Raw genomic sequence first — 22468 nt, forward strand, 5'->3', positions numbered from 1 at the left:
CCGCCTCGATGTATACACCGCATATAATCCGCCGTGAAAACCGGCAGGAGCTAATTTAATGTATACAGAAGAAAGCCGCAATCCGGCTTACACGATTGGCTGCAGTTCCGGCTTTGCCTTCTGCCCTGCCCCATATTTCGCCGAAAGCCGCGCAAAGATCAGGTAAATGATCGGGGTCGTGTAGAGGGTCAGTGCCTGCGAGACGATAAGACCGCCGATGATGGTAATGCCAAGCGGGCGATGCAGATCTGCACCCGGACCGGTAGCAAGCACCAGCGGCAGCGCACCCATGAAGGCGGCAAGTGTCGTCATCATGATCGGCCGGAAGCGGCGCAAGCAGGCTTCGTGAATGGCCTCCTGCGGCGACAGCCCCTGCCGACGTTCAGCCTCCAGCGCAAAATCCACCAGCATGATGCCATTTTTCTTGACGATACCGATCAGCAAGATGATGCCGATAAAGGCGACGATGGTCAGTTCCGTGCCGCTGACCCAAAGCGCCAGCAGAGCCCCAAGACCCGCCGAAGGTAGAGTGGAAATGATTGTCAGCGGATGGATCAGGCTTTCGTAGAGAATGCCCAGTACGATATAGACGGCGAGCAGAGCGGCCAGGATCAGCAGGGGCTGGCCGCCCGATGAACTCGAAGCCGTCGCGGCATCGCCAGCAAATTCGGCATGCAGCGTGTCGGGCAGATGCATGCCTGCCACCGCGGCCTTGACCGCATCATTGGCCTCCGACAGCGTTGTATCCGGGCCGATATCATAGGAGATCGTCACCGCCGGGAACTGGCCCTGATGGTTGACGCCGATTGGCGCCAGCGTTCGCTCCACCTTCGCGAAGGCGCTGAGAGGCACCTGTGTGCCGCCACTGGCGGACACATAGAGTTTCAGCAGGTGTTCGGGATCCTTGGCAAAGTCGAGGTAGGTTTCGAGGATCACCCGGTACTGGTTTCGCTCGCCATAGACGATGGTGATCTGGCGCTGCGCAAAAGCGTTGTTCAGCGCCGTGTCGACGGCATTCATCTTGACCCCCAGACGGGAGGCCGCCGTGCGATCGACGACGACGGTTGCCTGGAGACCGTTCGGCTCGCGATCGCTGTTGACGTCGGTCAGCAGCGGCTCCTGGCGCAGCCGGGCGAGAATGCGAGGCGCCCAATCGACCAGTTCGTTATAGTCGGCATCCCAGAGGGTAAACTGGAACTGCGAGTCGGACGAGCGCGCACCGACCCTGATGTCACTGGGCGAAAAGAACGAGGTGTCGAGACCGGGTATGACGCCAACGGCGCGCCGCAGCCGCTCGATCACCAGATCGGTCTCCTCTCTCTCACTGGCTGGCTTCAACGAAATCAGCATCTGCCCACGATTGGCCGTGCCGAGAAAGCCACCTCCGACCGACGCGCCGATGCTTTGCACCGCCGGATCTTTTTCGACGATGGCAAGCGCCCGCTTTTGCAAGGCAACCATGGCCGGGTAGGAGATATCGCTCGCCGCCTGGCTATTGCCGAATACGAAGCCGGTATCGTCCCGTGGCACGAACCCCTTTGGCAATATTGCGTAGAGATAGCCTGTCAGGACGACGCAGGCGACGGTGCTGAGCACGGCCAGTACCCGATGATGCAGGACCGCTTTCAGCGTTCGGTCGTAAAAGTCGATCATGCCGTTCAGGCTGCGCTCGATGACGCGGTCAAAGCGGCCGGAGCCGCCATGCAGATCCTGCGCCCGGATGCGATGGCCGCAGATCATCGGCGTCAGCGTCAGGGACACGACAGTCGAGACCGCAATGGTGAAGGCCAGCGTCAGAGAGAAGGTCAGGAAGAAACGGCCGATGATGCCGCCCATGAAGAATAGCGGAATGAAAGCCGCCATCAAGGAGATGCTGATGGCGATCACGGTAAAGCCTATCTGCCGCGCGCCCTCCCGGGCCGCCTCAAGCGGCTTCATGCCCTTTTCAATATTGGCATAGATCGTCTCGATCATGACAATGGCATCATCGACGACGAAGCCACTGGCCACCGCAAGGGCCATCAGCGACAGATTGTCGATCGAAATATCCGTGAGCCACATGGCCGCGAAAGCACCGGCAAAGGAGAGCGGCACGGTTACGCCTGCCGCCAGCGTCGGCACGATACGGCGCAGGAAGACGAAGACCACGGCCATGACCAGCGCAATCGTCGCCAGCAGGGTAAACTGCATGTCCTCGACGCTGGCATGAATGGTTTTCGTCCGGTCGTTGAGAATATTGACTTCAATACCCGCTGGAATGAGCTGTTTGACCTCGGGGATCAGCGCCTTAACGGCATCGACGGTGGCAACCACGTTGGCATCGGCGGCCTTGGTAATGTTCAGCAGGACCGCGGGCTTGCCGTTGAACCAGGCATCGGAGCGGCGATTGCGCACGCCTGCCTCCACCGTGGCGATGTCGGCCAGCCGCACCGCCGTGCCATCGGCGGCGCGAATGATCAGCTTGCCGTAATCCTCGGGCGTGGTCAGCTGGGCATTGACCGAAATGGCGTAGAAAGACTGCGGCCCGTCGATCGCACCAATTGGCGCCAGCGCGTTACCATTGACGATGGCGGTGCGCACATCGTCGGCGGAAAGCCCGATGGCCGCAAGCCTGTCGGGATTGAGCCGGACGCGAACGGCGGGCTGATCGGCGCCGCTGACGGACACGTCTCCGACGCCTTCGACCTGGGAAATCCGCTGGACCACAACGCTGTCTGCCGCATCGAAGATGGCGCTTGCCGCAACGGTATCGGAGGTCAGCGCCAGCGTCAGGATTGGGGCTGCTGCCGGATTGGCCTTGCGCATCGATGGCAGCGATGGCAGGTCGCTCGGGAGATCACCGACGGAAGCGTTGATGGCGGCCTGCACATCCTGGGCGGCGCTGTCGACATTGCGCGACAGATCGAATTGCAGAAAGATATTGGTGGTGCCAAGCCCGCTGGTCGAGGTCATCTCGGTGATGCCGGCAATCGCCCCCAGATGCCGCTCCAGGGGTGCGGCAACACTGGAGGCCATGCTTTCCGGATCGGCACCGGGTCGGCTTGCCGTCACCCGGATGGTCGGCAGATCGACCGCCGGAAGGCTCGCGACCGGCAGGAAGCGATAAGCCACCAGGCCCAGCATCATCAGGCCGATGGCAAGCAGCGTCGTTCCGACCGGGCGATTGATGAAAGGGCCTGAGACATTCATGCCGGGCCTCCGGCGTCGCGGCTCACGGCAGAGCGTCTACCTGACGCTTTCGCCCGCAAGCCGTCCAGTGCCAGATAGATCACCGGCGTCGTATAGAGCGTCAGCAACTGGCTGAGCAGCAACCCGCCGATGATGGAAATGCCGAGCGGAATGCGCAGCTCAGCCCCTGCGCCTTGCGCAAGCGCCAGCGGCAGCGCGCCGAACAGGGCGGCAAGCGTCGTCATCATGATCGGCCGGAAGCGCAGCACCGCCGCCTTGATAATCGCCTCACGCGGCGCAAGCCCCTGCCCGCGCTCGGCATCCAACGCAAAATCGATCATCATGATCGCGTTTTTCTTGACGATCCCCATCAGGAGAACGATGCCGATCAGCGCGATGATCGACAAATCCTGGTTGAACAGCATCAGCGCCAGCAGCGCCCCGACGCCGGCAGACGGCAGGGTGGAGAGAATGGTGATCGGGTGGATCGTGCTTTCATAGAGCAGGCCGAGCACGATATAGATGGTGATGATCGCCGCGAGAATGAGCCATGGCTCGCCAGCCAGCGACCGGTCGAATTCCTCGGTATCGCCGCTGTAGTGCCGTTGGATAGACGACGGTATACCGATCTCCCGCTCGGCTGTCTTGATCGTGGCAACGGCTTCGCTGAGCGATGCATTGCGGGCGAGATCGAAGCTTATGGTGACGGAGGGAAACTGCTCGTCACGGCTGACGACAAGCGGCGCCGTTGTCGTCTTGACAGAGGCGACCGCACTCAGCGGCACCACGGCCCCGCCGGTGCCCTTCATGTACAGCTGTTGGAGCGACTTCGGATCGCTCTGGAACCGCTCGGCGGCTTCGAGAATGACGCGGTACTGGTTGGCCTGACCATAGATCGTGCTGATCTGCCGCTGCCCGAAAGCATCGTACAGCGTATCGCTGATCACCTGCATGGAGACGCCAAGCCGGGCTGCCGTCTCCCGGTCGACCGAGATCGCCAACCGGCCGCCGCCCATTTCCACTTCAGAGGTCACGTCGATCAGCAGCGGGCTCTGTTGCAGGCGCCGCGCCAGCTTGTCGGCCCAGTCGGCAACAGTCGCCGTGCTGGTTCCGGTCAGCGTATATTGATAGGGCGCGCGGCTGGAGCGGGTGCTGATCGAGATATCGCGGATGCTCTGGAAGGTGGCGCGGATGCCGGGAATGTCCGCAATCGAGGCCCGCAGCCTGTCGATCAGGTCAGTGGCGGAAATGTCCCTGTCGTCGAGCGGCTTCAGCACGATACTGTAGCCGGCGGTATTGAGCGTCAGGTTGGACGCGCTGGTGCCGATCACGGAAATCACGCTTTCCACCGCAGGATCGGCGCGCAGCCGCGTGCCGATCACTTGCTGGGTCTGTTTCATTGCATCGAAGGACGAGGTCGGTTCCGTTTCGATAACAGCCGAGATCAGACCCGTGTCCTGCACCGGCAGAAAGCCTTTGGGAATGAAGAGATAGAGCCCGACGGTGACGGCCAACGTGATCGCGGTCAGCCCCAGCATCAGCCAGGCGCGGTCCACGGCCCAGACGACGCTGCGCCGATAGCCCTCGTTCATCCACTCCATGCCCCGGTCGACCATGCCGAGTACGCCGGAGTTGCGCTCTTTCGGCGCCCTCAGGATGCGCGCGCACATCATCGGCGTCAGCGTCAAGGAAATCACTGCCGACACGACGACGGCGATGGTCAGCGTCAGCGCGAATTCGCGGAACATCCGCCCGACAATGCCGGTCATGAACAGCAGCGGGATGAAGACCGCGATCAGCGAAGCCGTCAGCGAGATGATGGTAAAACCGATCTCGCCCGCCCCTTTCAGGGCCGCCTGCATCGGGCTGTCGCCTTCCTCAATATGGCGGGCGATGTTTTCGATCATCACGATGGCATCGTCGACCACGAATCCCGTGCCGATGGTCAGTGCCATCAGTGAGAGGTTGTCGAGGCTGAAGCCGGCAAAATACATGATGCCGAAGGTGGCGATCAGCGACAGCGGCAGTGCCACGCCGGCAATTATCGTTGCTGTCAGCGTGCGCAGGAACAGGAAGACCACGAGGATCACGAGGCCGACGCTGAGCGCCAGCGTCCATTGCACGTCATGGATCGAGGCGCGGATCGTCTGGGTGCGGTCGTTGACGATATCGAGCGCGACACCGGCCGGCAGCGCCTGTTTCAGCCTTGGCAGTTGCTTCTTCACATCCTCCACGGTCTGGATGACGTTGGCGCCCGGCTGGCGCATGATGTCGATGATCACGGCTGGACGGCCCTGATACCAGGCCCCGACCCGGCTGTTTTCCAGCCCTTCGACGACATCGGCGACATCGCGCAGCCGCACCGGCGCACTGTTGCTATAGGTGACGATGGTATCGCGGTAGACCTCGGGATCGTGGATCTGGTCATTGGCCGAGAGGGTGAAGGACTGATAGGTGCCATCAACCGCGCCTTTGGCGCCTGAGACATTGGCATTGGTGATGGCGCTGCGTAGGTCTTCAAGCGACAGACCATAGGAGGCAAGCCGCGTCAGATCCGCCTGAATGCGGATTGCCGGGCGAACGCCGCCCTGCACCCGGACATCGCCGACGCCGGAAACCTCGCTCAACCGCTGGCCCATGACCGTATCGGCGAAATCGCTGAGATCGCGGATCGGATAGGTATCGGAATGCAGCGCCAGCGTGATGGTCGGCGTATCCGCCGGGTTCACCTTCGCATAGGTCGGCGGATAAGGCAGCGTCTTCGGCAGGCTGCCGCTCGCCGAATTGATCGCTGCCTGCACATCCTGTGCGGCGCCGTCGATGTCACGGTCGAGATTAAACTGCAGCGTCACCTGGCTGATGCCAAAGGCGCTGGAAGACGTCATGGAGGCAAGCGCCGGGATCTGGCCAAGCGGACGCTCCAAAGGCGCCGTCACCAGCGCTGCCATGGTCTCAGGATCTGCCCCGGGCAACTGCGTGGTGACGCGGATCGTCGGAAAGTCCACCTGCGGCAGTGGCGCAACCGGCAGCGAGGAATAGCCCAGCAGACCACCCAGCAGGACGGCGATGCCCAAGAGCGATGTGGCGACCGGGCGCGCGATGAAGGGCGTCGAAATGCTCATTTGGCTGCATCGGCCGGTGGTGCAGCGCCGGGTGCCGGCGCGTTGGCATCCGGTTTGCCGCCTTGCGGGCCGCCCTGTTGACCGGTTTCGCCACCGGCTGGAGGCTGCCCGCCGCCGTTGCCAGCACCATTTCCATTGCTTTTGCCATGCTGTGACTGGCGGTTCTGGCCATTGTTGCGGTTGCCGCCATGCCTTTGGCCGCGCGGTTCATTGTCATTCAAGGGTAAGGCGATATTGGCTGGATCTGCCTCCTGCGGCGTTGAAACGCGCACCTGCGAACCATCCTGCAGCCGTGCGAAGCCCGTCGTCACAACAGGATCGCCTTCGGCCACGCCCTTGTCGATCACGGCGATCTGGTCGTCCTGCATGCCAACGTCGACCGCCTGGATCTTCACCGTCTTGTCGGGTTGGACGATATACACATAAGTGCCCGCCGGACCGCGTTGCACGGCAGCCGAAGGCACCGTCAGCACGCCTCGCTTCGTGTCGACCAGCAGCCGCGCATTGACGAAGGCGCCTGGCCAGAGATGCAGATCGTCATTGGCAAATTCGGCACGCAGCCGCACCGTGCCCGTGGTTGCATCAACCTGATTGTCCACCACCGTCAGCTTACCGCTGGCGACCACAGTCTTGCCGTCACCGCCGAGCGCATCGACCGCAAGCGCTTGCTTGGCATTGGCGGCATTGACTTCGGCCAGTTCCTGCTGCGGCACCGAAAACAGTACGGTGATCGGCCGAATTTGCGAGAGCGTAACGATGCCGGTCGTGTCACCGGTCGAGACGATATTGCCGATATCGACATTGCGAATGCCGGTTCGCCCGTCGATAGGCGCCTTGATGACGGTATAATCCAGCTGCGCCTGGGCCGCTTCGATGGCTGCCTGATCGGACTGGACCTGCGCCTTGTATTGCGCAACCAGCGCTACCTGATTGTCCAGCTGCTGCTGGGTGGTGGCAGAGCTGCCGATCAGCCGCTGCAAACGCTCCATTTCCAGAATGGCATAGGTCAGCTGCGCGTCATCCTGGGCCTTCTTGCCAATCGCCTGATCGAGCTGTGCCTTGTAGAGCGCATCGTCGAGCGTCGCGATCAGATCGCCCTTCTTCAGGTCCTGCCCTTCCTGAAAGCCGATCTTGGTGATGCGGCCACTGACTTGCGGCTGGATGGTCACCGTGTTCATGGGCTTCACGCTACCGACGCCGATGACATAGACGGGCACATCGGCGCGGGTTGCCGGAGCTGCGACAACGGGAATGGCGAGGTCGCGGCCGCGCTGGCGATCATTCTGCCCCTTGCCCTTCCATGAAGCTGTCATTGCGGCAAACTGCGGCTGGCGGGACGCATAGACCAGTCCCGCCCCGATCACCACCAGCCCCACCAGGGCGATCTTCGTCATTGTCTTCATCAATATTGCCCACGTCCCATGTCGCTGCCGAACTGCGGTATCTTATCTGGTGCAACACATTCCAATTGAAACCAACCGTACAGCCTTCCAGAGAAGGCATCACCACTATCAGCTACCCAAACTGTCTTACCTAATAAAGACAAGCCAATCACTTCTTTGAAAGAAGGATCAGTGGGTTAAACGGTCGGATTATGAATAGGCAAAAAAGCGAAACCCGGAATCGTCGTTCCGGGTTTCGTCTTGTTGCGCGCGCTCGTCAGGAGGATAGATTAGGCAGCAATGCCCCAATCACCGCGATCACCTTCGCCGAAAAGGCGTTCAAGGTTGAGAAAACAGATCATTGCGGCGTCGGTGACAATCATTCCTTCCGAAAAATCCATGCCGCCGACCGTTGCCTGCGGCACAGGCTGAAGATTGTCTGATGCAACCGTCAGGATGTCGGAGACCGCATCGACCAGAAGCCCGATGATGGCGCCCGAAACTTCCGCAACGATGATGGCGCTGCGTTCGCTCGCCACCATCGCGTTCATGCCAAGCTTGACTGCGAGATCAACGATCGGAATGACAGTACCGCGCAGGTTGATCACCCCAACCACATCGACCGGTGCATGCGGTAGAGGCGTGGCCGGAGCCCATCCGCGAATTTCGCGGATGGTTGTCGTCTTCACACAAAACTCCTGGCCATGCAGCCGGAAGGCCAGGATTTCCAGGGCATCGGCCTGACCGGCAAGATTTGCCCGCATCAGAATTCCTCCCAGCTATCGGCCTTTACTGCGCTCTGCAGACCCATGGCGCGTGCAACCTGGCCGACCATGCGCCGTGCCGGCGACGCAGCCGGGCGATGCTGGGCATCGGCCGCGACAGGCCTTTTTGCAACGGCACCGGCGAAGGCTGGGCGGCCTGCCGATATGGACTGGCCGTTGCCGAGCTCGAACTGGGAGATCAGATCGCGCAAACGGCTGGCTTCTGAGGCAAGCGAGGAGCTGGCCGCCGTCGACTGCTCGACCATGGCAGCATTCTGCTGGGTCACCTGGTCCATCTGGTTGACGGCGGTATTGACTTCCGCGAGGCCGACAGACTGTTCACGCGACGAAATCGCGATGGCATCAAGCTGTGTATTGATGGTGACGACATGGGTCTCGATCGCCTTCAGCGCTTCGCCAGTTGCCCGCACCAGCATGACACCATTGCTGACCTCGTTGGCCGAATTACGGATCAGCTCCTTGATTTCCTTTGCCGCCTGGGCCGAGCGTTGTGCTAGTTCACGCACTTCTTGGGCCACGACCGCAAAGCCCTTGCCCGCTTCGCCAGCACGGGCGGCTTCAACACCGGCGTTCAGCGCCAGCAGATTAGTCTGGAAGGCAATCTCGTCGATGACGCCGATAATGTTGGAGATCTGGCTCGACGACTGTTCGATGCGCTGCATGGCATCGACGGCATTGGACACGACTTCGCCGGACTGGCGGGCAGACTGATTGGCTTCGGCCGCCATATGCCGGGCTTCTTCGGCGCGCTTCGAAGAGTTGGCGACATTGGTGGTGATCTGGTCGAGTGCGGCGGCGGTTTCCTCAAGCGAGGCTGCCTGCTGCTCTGTGCGCTTCGACAGATCTTCCGCCGCCTGGCTGATTTCACGCGAACCGCTATCGATCGAACCGGTGGCATCGGCAACCGATGACAGCGTTTCGCAGAGCTGGCCAACTGCGGCATTGAAGTCGTTGCGCAGGCTTTCGAATTCAGTCGCAAAGGGCTGGTTCAGGCGGAAGCGCAGATCGCCATTGGACAAATGCTTCAGACCATCGGCAAGACCGGACGTGGCCTGAGCCATCTCTTCCGCCCGCTTGCGATCGAGTTCGGCCACACGGGCCCGCTCTGCTTCGCTCATGTTGCGAATGCTTTCGGCTTCGCGCTCCAGTTCCTTGGCACGCAGGCCGTTATCCTTGAAGACCTGCACGGCCTTGGCCATGCCGCCGACTTCGTCGCGGCGCTCCGTGCCCTCAATGTCGACCGTCAGATCGCCATCGGCGAGCGTACGCATCGTCGTTTCCATCTTGCGGATCGGCAGAACCAGCCACTTGCGGATCACAAAGAAGCCGATAGCCAGCACGATCACGAGACCGGCGATAATAGTGGCAACGGTCACCGTGGCCGCATGGGTCGAAACCAAAGTCAGTTCATTGCTCTTGCGATCGGTGGAATCATTGAAGTCATTGACCAGCTTGCTGAATTTCGGCGTAATTGCCTTGAAGGCCGGCTGACATTCCTGGATGAACAGGTTTTGAGCCTGCTGAACCTGAGCATCCGAATTGCCGCTCTTGCCCTGCGTGATCGTGTTCTTGCAGGCGCCATCCAGAATGCTCAAGCCCTCGGACTTGATAGAGACCAGATCTGTACTTGTGGGAGCGGCCGCAATCGCGGCATCCATGAATTTTGCGAAGGAATTCCGCGACTGCGCAATTTCCGCTTCCGCACTGTCATTGTCCTTGTCGGAACGAGCGATCGTCAGTTCGGCAATAGCCGTGCGCGCGCCCTGAAGGTTGCGGTTCGCACGAGACACCGCTGTCGCAGCAGTAGCATCGTGATCAAGAAGATCACCATAAGACGAGTCGATATCTAGAATACGTACGCCAGCATATCCGGCAACGCCGAGGGCGAAGACCCCGAACAGCGCCATGATGGTTAAAAATTTGCCTATAATTGGGAGGTTTTTCATTGAACAGGTCCGGGGGTTGTTTGTTTCCGGCGCGATAAAGCTCCACTTACCTGTTTGTTCCCCGGTCGATATTGTTATACTTAATAGTTTGTGTACAATATCGATACAGCGATATAAGAAGATTTTCGTGTACATCTATCGTAATACACGCCCCTCTCGCCGCCTTCAATGAGGCGGCGAGTTACTTCGCTAATTTCAACTCAACGATTAACGTATTTCCGCCAGGAATGCGCTTCCTCGAAGCCCAGGACTTCCCGGATCTTGCGGTTGGACAGTGGCGATTCCCGGTCGCCCATCTCCCTGGTAACAGGCGTATCCGGGCAATAGGTGGCCAGGAATTCCCGGGTCGGCAGATCTGCGGTGATGGTATCGTTGACGGCATTGAAGACCTGGAAGCCGAGACCATCCTTTTCGATGCACAGATGCACGATCTCGCCGAGATCACGAGCGTCAATATAGCTCCAGGCATTGCGCTTGCGTGACATCGGATTGTCAAGATAGCCAGGAAAGTTGGCATAGTCCTGCGGCTCGATCACATTGCCGATGCGCAGCGCGTAGATGTCGGCCTTGTAGCGCATGGCAAAGGCGCGCGCGGTCTTCTCATTGCAGACCTTCGACAGGCCATAGCTGTCCATCGGATCGACATCATAATCCTCCTCGAGCGGAAAGGAATGGAAGTCCTTGTCGCCTTCGGCGAAGCAGACGCCATAAGTGGTTTCGCTCGACGCGATGATCACCTTTCGCACACCGAGCTTCATCGCGGCTTCGATGACGTTATAGGTGCCGATCACATTGGCTGAAAATGTGCTGTTGTCAGGCTCGATCATCACCCGGGGGATGGCGGCAAAATGCACCACGGCATCAGGCGCCGATGGAGGGGCGCCATGGTCGTAACCGTCGAAGCCGAAATGGGTGGTCATCGCGTTGAAGACCTGGCCGCTGTCGGTAATGTCAGTGATCAGCGTGTTGACGCCAGGGTGATCGAACGGCTTCAGGTCGAGGTTGAGGACCGAGTAGCCCTTGTCCAGAAGATGTGGGACGGCGTGGCGCCCCGCCTTGCCGGTGCCGCCAGTAAAGACGATACGTTTACTATTGTTGGGTTTGCTCATGTCATCCTCCTTCGTGAGCGAACGCGCTGAAGCGCCGCAGTCATCGCGATTGACCAAGATAGGGCGCTGTCAACAAAAGTGGATGACGGCGCGCCATCGTTCCCGCAGCCGTTACAGCATCGGCCCGAACAGTTGTTCAGGCCGATGCTTAAGAGATCGAAGGGGAAACGAAGCGTTTCAGCCGCCGGATGCCGGAAGTACATCCGCCGCCCGGCGCACCGTCGAGACCAGTTGGTCAGCGCCGTAGGGCTTTACGAGAGTGCTGGCTGCCGTATCACCGCCGACCGACGCTGCATCGCCGGTGGCATAGACGATGGCGATGGAAGGACGAACCTGCCTTGCCCGTACCGCTAGATCCGGTCCCGACATGCCCGGCAGGTTGACGTCTGTCACGACGACATCGATCGCCATGGCATCCAACGCGGTCATTGCCTGTTCGGCGCTGCCGACATCGATCACCAGGAAGCCTGCATCCTGCAGGATTTCTGCCGTATCCATCCGGATCAGCGCATCGTCCTCCACCAGAAGCACCGTCACCGGAGACCGGGCCGAAATTTTCTGATCCTCGATGGACTCAATCATGATCTCCGGCTGAACCGGCTGTTGGCGCGCACCCTGGCGCTGTCGCTGATTGGCAAGCACATGCCGGAATTTCCGCGCCAGCGCTTCCTTCGTATAGGGCTTGGACAGAAGCTCCACTCCGGCATCGAGCTTGCCGCCGTGGACGATGGAGTTTTCCGTATAGCCTGATGTGAAAAGCACGGCGAGGTTCGGCAGCCGCTCGCGCGCCTTGCGCGCCAATTCCGGGCTCTTCAGAGTGCCCGGCATGATAACGTCGGTGAACAGAATGTCGATGGGGATGCCGCTTTCGATCACGCTGAGCGCGCTTGCGGCATCCACAGCCTTCAAGACGCGGTAACCGAGATCGGTCAGCAGCGCCACGACCGTGTCGCGCACGGCCTCATCGTCCTCTACGACAAGCACGGTCTCGGTGCCACCGGAGATGGGGCCGGTATCGAGAACGACTTCAACATCCTCGGCCTGCATGGCGCGCGGCATGTAGAGCCGGATCGTGGTGCCATGACCCACCTCGGAATAGATCTTAACATGACCGCCCGACTGTTTGACGAAGCCGTAGACCATGGACAGTCCAAGACCGGACCCCTTGCCTTCCGCCTTGGTGGAAAAGAACGGTTCAAACACCTTGTCAATGATCTCGGGCGACATGCCGCAACCGGTATCGGTGACGGCCAGCATCACATATTGGCCGGCAACCACTTCGTCATGGCTTGCGGCATAGGCATCATCAAGATGCACGTTGGCGAGTTCGATCGTCAGCTTGCCGATGCCGTCCATGGCATCGCGGGCATTGATGGCGAGATTGAGCAAGGCATTTTCGATCTGGGCGGGATCGATAAACGTGTTCCACAGGCTTCCGGCAAACACCGTCTCCAACTGGATCGCCTCACCGATCGCCCGCCGCAGCATATCGTCCATGGCCTGGATGAACCGGCTGATATTGACGACCTTGGGCTCAAGCGCCTGGCGCCGGCCAAAGGCCAGCAACTGACTGGCAAGCTTGGACCCGCGCGAGACACCAGCCATGGCATTCGCCACCCGGGTTTCTGCCCGGTCATTGCCGGCGACATCCTTCAGCAGCAACTGCAGATTACCCGAGATAACCTGCAGCAGATTGTTGAAATCATGGGCGACGCCGCCCGTCAGTTTACCGACGGTTTCCATCTTCTGCGCCTGGGCAAGCTTCGCTTCCGCATGTCGCCGCTCGGCGATTTCGGCAACGACGCGGGCTTCCAGCGTTTCATTCAGGTGGCGCAACTGCTCTTCGGCCTGCTCACGATAACGCACCTGGTGGGCCAGCGTCTCGGCTTGCTGACGCAAGGACGCTTCGGCCGCGCGCTGATGGGTAATATCGGTGTGAACGCCGACCCACTCGATGATCTCGCCGTCATCGTCGAGCAAAGGCAGCGCCCGAACGGCGAATTGCCGCCACTCGCCATCGGCGCGGCGCACTCTCTGTTCGTCAACGAACATGGTTTTGGTCGCCAAGGCCTGCTCCCAGGTCTTGATTGAGTTCTGGACGTCATCAGGATGCAGCGCCTGCGACCAGCCATAGCCCTGATACTCGGCCTGGGTCTGGCCGGTCAGAGCCGACCAGCCGGCTTGCTCGCCCTCCATCCGGCCATCCGCTCCATTTGTCCAGAGAATGCCGTGGACGGCATCCATGGCGGTGCGGAAGCGGCGATTGGACAGCCTCAATGCTGCCTCTCGGCTCGCATGATCATGCATGTCGATGCACAGGATATGGACGCCCGGGATTGATCCATCCGCGTCGACATGCGGAACGTAGCGGATCTCCAGCTGGTGTTCAGAGCCATCGCTACGGGGCATGACTGCTTGTGATGAGAAACTTTCGCCAGCCAGGCCGCGATCGATCGCCTCACGGCGGCCTTCATAAGCGCCCTCGCCTAGCACCTCGCGCACATGCCGACCGATCATCCATTCGGGGTCGATGCCGAACCAGTCGCGATAGGTGGCATTGGCAAAGCGGTAGCAATGGTCACGATCAACATAGGCGACCAGCATCGGCATGGCGTCGGTCACCCGGCGCAATTCTTCTTCGCGCGAGGCCAGCTGCCTTTCGATCGAGATGCGCGCGCTGTTGTCGACGATGGTGCACATCACACCGCCGACCTTGGCATCGGCATCATAGACCGGCGTGTAAAACAGATCGAGGAACAGCTTTTGCGGCCCCTCCGGGCGGTTGAGCACGATAGGCTGATCACGATAGAATACGGTTTCGCCTCGAAGACCTGCCTCAAGGATGGGCCGGTTCCAATCCCAGACCTCGGGAAAGGCGACGGCCACCGGCATGCCAAGCGCGCTGGGATGCCGGTCATGCGCAATGGTGCTATAGGCATCGTTATAGATCATGATGTGGTCATTGCCCCACATCAGCACGGTCGCAACAGGCGAATTGACGATATTGGCCACTGTCGCCCGCAGCTCGCCCGACCAGGAGCAGAAGGGACCGAGGCCCGACTTGGTCCAGTCAAAATTACGAATCAGCTCGCCGCAAACCCCTCCGGCCTTTGGCCATTCGGTTTTGCGCAGTGGGGCCTTCGGTCCGTCGCCATCGCGCATCTGCGCCAGAGCCGCAGCCACAACCTCGCCTGCGTCGGCAAAGGTCCCGGACGCCAGGCAGCCATTGATAAAACCCTCGAGTTCAGGGGTAAGCGACAGGGTGCGGGATTTGCTATTTGCCATGGAATTTCGTGACATGCTCAACTACCCGTGTCAACAAATGTCGGATCGGACCACCGGCATGGGTCATTTTCAATGCGTTTCATGACTGGTCCCTCGCCGGTTTCGATTGCTCCTGATATCGGTTATGCTTGCGCAACCGGATCAATTCTGCTCCACGACCAGGCACTATCCTGGAGAAAGCCCGCTCGATGATCGCTCCCGCCTGCTGCGGATCCGCCGCTTGACCGTCCCGTCGCTTGCAGCCCTCGGCTGGGCCGACTTTTTTGCCGATCAACTCACCCCCGAGGATGAAGGGTTGGTGCCCCGGCGGGTCGCCGCGGTGCACCGTGCCCGTGTCGACGTTATTGATGCCGACGGTCTCAAGGATCTCGTCCTGCCTCATAAAAGCAGTACGGCCGATTTCGCGGTCGGCGACTGGGTCCTCGTTGATGCTGCGACCGACGCTTTCGTGCGCCTTCTGGAGCGCCGGACGGTCTTCCAACGGCGCACCGAAGGCCGTCATGGTCAACAGTTGGCGGCAGCCAATGTCGACACGCTGTTCATCGTCACGTCCTGCAATGCAGATTTCAATCCCGCTCGGCTGGAACGCTATCTTGTCATGGCGAATCAATCGGGCGCGGACCCGGTGCTGGTCCTGACCAAGGCCGATATCGCCGACGACAGGGAAACCTATATTGCGCAGGCAGAGAGCCTGCAGCGCGGCGTGCCGGTTATCATCGTCAACGCCCGCGCCCCGGATGCCGCCGCCATGCTGGCTCCATTCTGCGGGGTGGGCAAGACCGTCGCCCTCGTCGGTTCGTCCGGCGTCGGAAAATCGACGCTCGTCAATACCCTTGCCGGGCTTCAACCCGAGACCGAACAGAAGACCGGCGGTATCCGCGAACACGACGCCAAGGGCCGGCACACCACTACGGCGCGCTCGCTGCACGCCATCGCAGGCGGCGGCTGGGTTATCGACACACCAGGAATCCGCACGCTCTATGTCAGCGACGTCACCGATGGCCTCGATACGTTGTTCAGCGAAATTACCGATCTTGCCCCCCTTTGTCGCTTCCGCGACTGCACCCATGTCCACGAACCCGGCTGTGCCGTCCAGGCCGCGATTTCTGCTGGCACGCTCGCGCCCGAACGACTGGAGCGCTGGCGCATACTGTCTGCTGAAAGCCGAGAACGTACACCGGTTGCAACCGGCCCGCGCGGCAACAAGACATTTCGCAAGTCCAAGCGCTGAAATCTGCCGCAGCGTCCGGCGACCCCACGACGCCTCAGTGTTTGATGGAGACACTGAGGTATTATAGCCTTATCAGCGCATGCCGGAGGCGAAGCCGGCTCTGACTTTGCCTCAGTTATTATGTCTCGCGGGTGCCATAACAAGGCTTGGCGGAGGCCGCACGCCATAGTCGCCCCGCAGTCGGCGCCCGATGTAATCGAGAGCATTCTGAAGGCCGTTCATCGTGTACGGTTTTTCGATCGCTCCGACAGCACCGACGAAATCCTCCGGGATGCGTTTCAAATTACCCGTGACGAACACATAGGGTATGCCGCGTTCCGCGAGGTGACGGCCAACATCGATGCCGGACGGTCCATCGACCAGATGCACATCGACAAAGGCAAATTCCGGCTGTTCTTTATCGATAATGCCGATCGCCTCATCGCGGCTCATTGCCTGGCCAACAACATCGTGGCCGGCCGCTTCCACTTCCGCTTCCAACTCGAGCGCGAGAAGTGCCTCGTCTTCGACGATCATAATTTTCAAGGTCTGCTCCGCTCAATTATCGACCATCAGGGTGACGCGCACGATCGTCTGCCGCCCTTCGATGGTCCGTTCCAGTTTCGCATTTACCTGGCGAAGACAGGTTTCCAGCATAAGGCGGCCGAAGTCGTCCTCCTCACTGTTGACAGGCACCGGCTCGGTCGTGTCGCGCACTTCGATCACGAAATGACCGTTTGGCTGCTTGACGCTCAAGTGGATTTCGCCGCCGCCATCGCTCAGGCCCCGGCGCACCGGGTCGCCAACCAGTTCGTTGACGATCAGCGCCAAGGGCGATGCCTTCACGGCGGGCACGAAGACCGGGGAAAGGTCCATGGTAATAACGATGTCATCCCGCTTCAGAGCGCTGACGATATCAACCACCAGTTCACGGGCAAAATCCGCCACGTCAAACCGGCCGACGTCATGTGACGTAAAAAGCTTGCGCTGCACGGTGCTGAGCGCCTCAACACGGTTCAACACGGAGCGCAGCGTGTGGCGCACGGTGTCGTCAGTGGACATGCGCGCCTGCAGCTTGACGATCGAGGCAATGGTCAAAAGGTTGTTCTTGACGCGATGATCTACCTCATGGACAAGCGTGGTTTTAGCTTCTAGCGCATCAACCAGATCCTGGGTACGCTGCGCAACGGCCGCCTCCGCTTCCTGCTTGGCGGACGCCAGTTGCACTTCCTTGCTTTTCACATCGGTTACGTCGAGCTGGGAGGCAAAGAAATAGATTACTTCGTTATTCCTGTCGCGTACCGGGCTGATGTACAGCGCGTTCCAGAAGGTCGACCCATCCTTGCGGTAGTTCAGAATATTGACGGAAATATCGCGCTGCTCGTCGATGGCCGATCGGATCTTTGCCACCGACTCCGGATCTGTATTCGGCCCTTGCAGGAAGCGACAATTGCGCCCGGTCAGCTCTTCCGGCGGATAGCCTGTCAGGTCGCTAAAGGCGCCGTTGGAGAAAATGATCGGATTATCATGCTGCCGGGGATCGGTGATGATCATCGGCATACGGGTAGCCTTGAAAGCGGCGGCGAATGGATCTTCGGAAGCATGTTCGGCCAGAAGTCTTCGCCCGGCATCCTCGGCGTCGCGTCTAGCGGAACTGTCAGTCATCGATCTTCCTGTGTTAGTTAGCTTGCGGAAACGGACTGCATTTCATTATGTTCCCTGCCTGCAAAAATAAAATGATGCCCTGCATTTTCTCATTCAAATCCTTCATCAGAAGGCTGTTTAGAATCTTGCAAAAGAGAACAAATATGCCCAGATAGGGGCGCGGGAAGATTACCGTCGAGGCGGATCCGTGCAGACAATCTGGATCGATCGTGGTTATCTTGCGCAAATCTGCCCCTGACCGAAGATGCAATGGGGGCCTCAAATCCACCTCTTCAGGAGGAGTTGGCTTTAAGGTTCTGTCGGTGTTTCTGGCAATGACGTGCTGGGTAATATGCTGAAGGGTAAAGACCTTGGTCAGATCCCCTTAATTTTGCGAGATAATTATACGCGGCCGCTTCCGGTTTTAGGAGTTTCTTAATGAGAACCGGAGCATCTCAAAGTAATCCAGGCGCCAAGGGACGGCAATTAGTGATCGACGACTTAGCCGAGCAGCGGGAAAGACGGCGCCTAGCGGCGCTTCGATCCTATGATATTCTTGACACGCCGCGGGAAAAGGACTTCGACGACATCGCAGCGCTTGCAGCACGCGTGTGTGCCACGCCGATTGCCGTCGTCAACCTGATCGAAGACAACAGACAGTTTTTCAAGGCAGAGGTCGGGCTTGGCGTGCGTGAAACGCCTTTTGATAGCTCGTTTTGCGCAAGAGCCATTTTGGAAGACGACTTCCTGATCGTTCCCGATGCGCGCGATGACCATCGGTTCAAGAGCAATCCGCTGGTGACCGGGGAGCCGCATCTGCGGTTTTATGCCGGCGCGGTGCTGAAAACCAGCGACGACCTTCCGATCGGAACTGTTTGCGTCCTCGGCTTCGAGCCGCAAGAACTCGACGCGCTGCAGCAGGACACGTTGAAGATCCTCGCCCGTCAGGTCATGGTCCAGCTGGAATTGCGCAAGGCGCTTAAGGAAAAGGCTCGCGAAGCAGACGTGCAGCGACGGTTGAGCGAGCGCCGGCTGGCGCGCGTGACCGCCATGGAGCAGCAGGACGAACGGTCGCGCAACGCGCAGGCCGCCGGCCGGATCGGCACCTTCGAGCTCGATGTCAAAACCAATGCCATGCTGGTCTCTCGTGAGTTTTGCCGGATCTTCGGCATTCCCGAACGGGCCTCCTACCTGGCGACCGAGATCGAGGACCGGGTGATCCAGGAAGACCGGGTGATGCGATCCAACCTGATCAATCGTCGCGACGGAACGGCCAGCCCGGATGTCGATTATCGCATCATTCGGGCAGACGACGAGGAGCTGCGCTGGATTTCGCGCAGGGCGCGCTTCGTGCACGACGACAAGGGTGAGATCAGCCGCATGGTCGGCGTCGTCTTCGACACCACAGATGCCAAGTTGAAGGAGACGAAGAAAGCCGCCCTGCTCAAGCTTGGTGATGCCTTGCGTTCCGCCAGCAGCGTCCACGAGATCAACACCATTGCCGCCGAAATTCTTGCTGATGGGCTTTGCGTCATGCGAGCAGGGTATGCAGCAATCGACCGCTCTGACGATGGTATCGCCCTTGCATTCGATTACGCTTCGCCGGGCACGTCTTCCATTGCCGGCCGCCATGTCCTCAGCGACTTTCCCGCCAGCATGGAACGCCTCAGGCAAGGCGAAACTCTTGCCATAGAAGATATCACCTGCTGCCCGTGGCTTGAGCAGGAATGGGAGATCTACCGATCTCTGGGCGTTGCAGCGATGCTGAAGATCCCGATCCTGAAGGGCGGCAATCTGGTTGGTGTTTTCTTCGCGCATGAGGAAAAACCACGCGGTTGGAGCCAGGACGAAATGGACTTCGCGCGCGGTGTCGCCGACCGCACCTATGCGGCACTTGCCAAGGTCCAGGCAGAAGAAGAACAGGAGCTCCTCAATCACGAGCTCAGCCATCGCCTGAAGAACACCATGGCCATGGTGCAGGCGTTAGCCGGCCAGACATTGAAGGATGTGACGGAAAAGGAGGCTGTTAACGCCTTCATCGCCCGTCTCCATGCCTTAGGTGCTGCTCATGACGTGCTTTTACAGCAGAACCGCTCAGTGGCGAGAATGCGCGATGTGATTGAAAAGGTGCTGGGCCTGCACGCCGAAGGCAACCGTATCTGCCTGGAAGGACCCGACCTCGCGCTCGGCCCCAAGGCTGGACTTTCGCTGTCACTGCTCTTGCACGAACTGGCGACCAACGCTCTGAAATATGGCGCCTTGTCGAACGATGTCGGGCAGGTCTCCGTCCAATGGCAGATCGCCGATCTCGATGGGGTAGCGACCCTGTCGATGACTTGGACGGAAAGCGGCGGGCCGCCGGTGGTTGAGCCGACCAGAAAAGGCTTTGGCTCCCGTCTTATTCGAATGGGCCTTGCCGGTAACGGCAACTCCCATAAACAATATCATGCCTCTGGCCTGATCGCCTCCTTCAGCGCGCCGCTGGCCACAATTCAGGAGACCGACGGCTGATGCTTTCGCGTCCCTATTGAGGCAGCCGGTTTTCTAGCGCCTTGGCTATCCGCCTTGCCCCTCACCCGGATCGTTGGCCCTAATCTCCGCAAGCGCCTTCAGCGCTGACGTATTGCCGATATCCGAGAGAGTTTGGAAAATCTGCCGGGCTTCGGCATTATAGCCAAGCTTTTGATAGGCGTAGCCGCGCAGCAGCAACAGATCCTGGGGTTCCGGCATCAGGCGCGAGCGCTGGTCGAGCGCGATAAGGGCTTCGCGCGGCCGGCCTAGCTGGAAGGCGCCGACGGCCCGATCAGCCAGGATCGCCAATTGCAACTCACGCGCCCGGGCCTCGCCAAGCGGTACGGAGGCAGCGGCCGCGGCCGCCTTGTCAGTCAACTTGAGCCTCAGGAATGCGAGGCTCTTGCCATAGGCTGCATCCTGGCGCTGCTGCAGGCTTTGGCCAAGCAGCGCCCGGTCGAACGCATTAACAGCCTCCATCGGCCGTTTCATGTCCATCAGGCACCAGCCGCGCACCAGTGCATCCTGCGGCGCCATGAGCGACGGATCGATCGTGTCGCTGCAGCTACGCTTTGCGCTCACGCCTGCCCTGACAGAGCGCGGTTGAGCCCTTGCCTCGTCTGCGCCCGACAGGGCGACCATGGTCGTGCGTGGACTGGTTGGACGCGACCCCTCGCGAGCCGGCTCTTGCATGGATGACGGCACTGCAATGACCTTGCCGTTGACGCCGCGCACCTCGCCAATCTTGGCAATTCGTTCCGAACGTCCTGCCCAATCGGCTTTGACGCGCGCTAGACCCGCTTTATCCTGGAGGCTATCGAGCGACAGGCCAAGACCATAAGCCGCAGGCTCATGGGTCGGATCCCAGGAGAGAACCAGGCGGAACCAGTCTGCCGCCGTCGGCATCTGTTGCAAGGTGCGTGCATACCATCCGAACTGCTCGGCGGCCGCGACATCATGCGCTGCGATCACAACGGGCGCCATGCGCGACAGCACTGGATTGTCGATCACCTTCGGCGGCTCCTGCGCCAGCAATTCGGCAACGGCAGAGAGATAGACGGATTTTGCCTGCTTATCCGTTTCCTGGAACGGGAACATGACGTTTTCCGCCTCGTCAGGCACGCCCCTCGAGATCAGCGCCAGGGCAAGCCCTTGTGCGGCTCCTGCACTCGCCTGGCTGCTATAGGAGCGGCGAAACCATTCTTCGGCGACGGTCATGTTCTTGCGGCGGTAGTTATACCAGCCAAGCAGCAGGGCATCGCTTGCCTTGCCATCGCCGCGCGCCAGCTTTTCCAGGCGTTCCAACTCGGCAGGCGGCACGACGATCTTGTCGTCCTCACCGGCCCTCGACACCATCTGACGCGCAAGATCGTCGCGGATCGGCTCGAATTCCGGCCTTCCATCGGGACTGGGTTGCTCGAGCTTCAGCAAATCCTCGATCGCTTCAGGCCGGAGCTGCGTGCTGGCCTTCTGCATGGATGCGATGCGCAGTTGCGGCGTGCGGCAATTGTTCAGCACATAGGTATAGACATCACGCGACCGCGCCGATTTGTCGGTCTTGGCAAAGGCTTCGGCCACACGCCAGAGGACATCGATTTCGGTGCATGTCAGCAATTCCGGCGCCCCCGAAGACAGCGTGATCACGCTGTCATAGCGCTTGTCGTCAGAGGCTTTGACGATATTCTGACGTGCCTCTGCAAGGCGCAGACCGTCCAGCAATTCGGCCGGCGGCGTCCAACCAGGCTCCTGCTGCTGGCGCCCGGCAATGGCCTTGCGCACATCTTGGTAGCGGCCATCCGCATAGGTCTGCCACAGCGACTGGGTGAAACTATCGACCCCGGTGGTGATCGCCATCGGATTTTCCGGAGGCTGCCAGCCGGGATAAAGCATACGCAGCCTGGAAATTTCGGCCTGTAGGCGCACCGTGTCGCCCCGGGCCGCGAAATAGCGCAGCGCGCTTTCGTCCACCACCGGCTTGGCAGTGGACGAGGAGCGGGTGTCCGCTGCACTTGGCTGTGCGGGCATCGCTCGCTCAAAAGTTCCTGATGATCCAGGGTTCGGTGCTGCAGCCGTACCGCCGACAGCCGGTTTATCCGGCGTTGCTGCATCGGCCACCAGTTGCACAGGCATGGCAGATGGCGATCGGTCTGTCTTTGACGATACGGCGCCCTCACCGGCTACCTCGGTGTTGGCCATACCCTTGCTGGAGACGGTCGACAGTTCCTCATGGCCGGGAATGATCCCGACGGCACCCACGGCTGCGGCCGCAATTGCAGTAAGCGCTATGAGTGATGTTCGCATGAAAA

12 protein-coding genes are annotated in these 22468 nt (G+C 60.2%); 2 read left to right on the forward strand and 10 right to left on the reverse strand.

The annotated features are described in order from the left end of the window. Nucleotides 1–87: 87 nt before the first annotated feature. The 7 genes from BJF91_RS09060 to BJF91_RS09090 form a co-directional block, all read right to left on the reverse strand. The gene (locus tag BJF91_RS09060; RefSeq protein WP_075614163.1) at nt 88–3189 is read right to left on the reverse strand and encodes an efflux RND transporter permease subunit; all 3102 of its coding nucleotides are present in this window, start codon (nt 3187–3189) and stop codon (nt 88–90) included. Next, complete coding sequence (locus tag BJF91_RS09065; RefSeq protein ID WP_075614164.1) at nt 3186–6290, reverse strand: efflux RND transporter permease subunit; 3105 nt, start codon at nt 6288–6290, stop codon at nt 3186–3188. The genes BJF91_RS09060 and BJF91_RS09065 overlap by 4 nt, the downstream gene beginning before the upstream one ends. After that, nucleotides 6287–7684 (reverse strand): efflux RND transporter periplasmic adaptor subunit, encoded by a 1398-nt coding sequence (locus tag BJF91_RS09070; protein WP_234801579.1) that lies wholly within the window; start codon nt 7682–7684, stop codon nt 6287–6289. The genes BJF91_RS09065 and BJF91_RS09070 overlap by 4 nt, the downstream gene beginning before the upstream one ends. Nucleotides 7685–7962: 278 nt before the next feature. Then, nucleotides 7963–8436 carry a chemotaxis protein CheW gene (locus tag BJF91_RS09075; RefSeq protein ID WP_075614166.1) on the reverse strand — a complete coding sequence of 158 codons (474 nt, stop codon included), beginning with the start codon at nt 8434–8436 and terminating at the stop codon, nt 7963–7965. Then, nucleotides 8436–10403, reverse strand: coding sequence for a methyl-accepting chemotaxis protein (locus tag BJF91_RS09080; protein WP_075614167.1), 1968 nt, complete (start codon nt 10401–10403; stop codon nt 8436–8438). Before BJF91_RS09080 ends, BJF91_RS09075 begins: the two co-directional genes overlap by 1 nt. 200 nt (nt 10404–10603) lie before the next feature. Further along, nucleotides 10604–11512: an NAD-dependent epimerase/dehydratase family protein gene (locus tag BJF91_RS09085; protein WP_075614168.1), complete on the reverse strand. Its 909-nt coding sequence runs from the start codon at nt 11510–11512 to the stop codon at nt 10604–10606. A 177-nt stretch (nt 11513–11689) separates the two neighbouring features. Continuing rightward, nucleotides 11690–14674, reverse strand: a complete 2985-nt coding sequence (locus BJF91_RS09090) for a PAS domain-containing protein (protein ID WP_075614545.1) — start codon at nt 14672–14674, stop codon at nt 11690–11692. A gap of 247 nt (nt 14675–14921) precedes the next feature. Between BJF91_RS09090 and rsgA the strand changes: the two genes are divergently transcribed. After that, a complete protein-coding gene (gene rsgA, locus BJF91_RS09095) occupies nt 14922–16028 on the forward strand; it encodes a ribosome small subunit-dependent GTPase A (protein ID WP_083943240.1) in 1107 nt (368 codons plus the stop codon). Between the two features lie 111 nt (nt 16029–16139). On the opposite strand, the gene BJF91_RS09100 is transcribed toward rsgA, so the two are convergent. Continuing rightward, nucleotides 16140–16553, reverse strand: coding sequence for a response regulator (locus BJF91_RS09100; protein WP_075614169.1), 414 nt, complete (start codon nt 16551–16553; stop codon nt 16140–16142). Between the two features lie 12 nt (nt 16554–16565). Beyond that, entirely contained in the window at nt 16566–17672 is a 1107-nt protein-coding gene (locus BJF91_RS09105) for a PAS domain-containing protein (RefSeq protein WP_075614170.1), read from the reverse strand. A 417-nt stretch (nt 17673–18089) separates the two neighbouring features. Here BJF91_RS09105 and BJF91_RS09115 point away from each other — a divergent pair, with 417 nt between their 5' ends. Beyond that, nucleotides 18090–20162 carry a GAF domain-containing protein gene (locus BJF91_RS09115; RefSeq protein ID WP_075614172.1) on the forward strand — a complete coding sequence of 691 codons (2073 nt, stop codon included), beginning with the start codon at nt 18090–18092 and terminating at the stop codon, nt 20160–20162. 45 nt (nt 20163–20207) lie between these two features. Here the strand turns inward: BJF91_RS09115 and BJF91_RS09120 are convergent, their stop codons facing one another. Next, nucleotides 20208–22463 carry a tetratricopeptide repeat protein gene (locus tag BJF91_RS09120; RefSeq protein ID WP_075614547.1) on the reverse strand — a complete coding sequence of 752 codons (2256 nt, stop codon included), beginning with the start codon at nt 22461–22463 and terminating at the stop codon, nt 20208–20210. Nucleotides 22464–22468: the final 5 nt, after the last annotated feature.

It is taken from the genome of Gillisella taibaishanensis, from assembly GCF_001938985.1.
GTDB lineage: Bacteria > Pseudomonadota > Alphaproteobacteria > Rhizobiales > Rhizobiaceae > Allorhizobium > Allorhizobium taibaishanense.

Bases quoted from the DNA above. Each gene is read 5' to 3' on its own strand.
- BJF91_RS09060 (WP_075614163.1), bottom strand. From the start codon at position 3,189: ATGAATGTCTCAGGCCCTTTCATCAATCGCCCGGTCGGAACGACGCTG.
- BJF91_RS09065 (WP_075614164.1), bottom strand. From the start codon at position 6,290: ATGAGCATTTCGACGCCCTTCATCGCGCGCCCGGTCGCCACATCGCTC.
- BJF91_RS09070 (WP_234801579.1), bottom strand. From the start codon at position 7,684: ATGACGAAGATCGCCCTGGTGGGGCTGGTGGTGATCGGGGCGGGACTG.
- BJF91_RS09075 (WP_075614166.1), bottom strand. From the start codon at position 8,436: ATGCGGGCAAATCTTGCCGGTCAGGCCGATGCCCTGGAAATCCTGGCC.
- BJF91_RS09080 (WP_075614167.1), bottom strand. From the start codon at position 10,403: ATGAAAAACCTCCCAATTATAGGCAAATTTTTAACCATCATGGCGCTG.
- BJF91_RS09085 (WP_075614168.1), bottom strand. From the start codon at position 11,512: ATGAGCAAACCCAACAATAGTAAACGTATCGTCTTTACTGGCGGCACC.
- BJF91_RS09090 (WP_075614545.1), bottom strand. From the start codon at position 14,674: ATGCGCGATGGCGACGGACCGAAGGCCCCACTGCGCAAAACCGAATGG.
- rsgA (WP_083943240.1), top strand. From the start codon at position 14,922: ATGCTTGCGCAACCGGATCAATTCTGCTCCACGACCAGGCACTATCCT.
- BJF91_RS09105 (WP_075614170.1), bottom strand. From the start codon at position 17,672: ATGACTGACAGTTCCGCTAGACGCGACGCCGAGGATGCCGGGCGAAGA.
- BJF91_RS09115 (WP_075614172.1), top strand. From the start codon at position 18,090: ATGAGAACCGGAGCATCTCAAAGTAATCCAGGCGCCAAGGGACGGCAA.
- BJF91_RS09120 (WP_075614547.1), bottom strand. From the start codon at position 22,463: ATGCGAACATCACTCATAGCGCTTACTGCAATTGCGGCCGCAGCCGTG.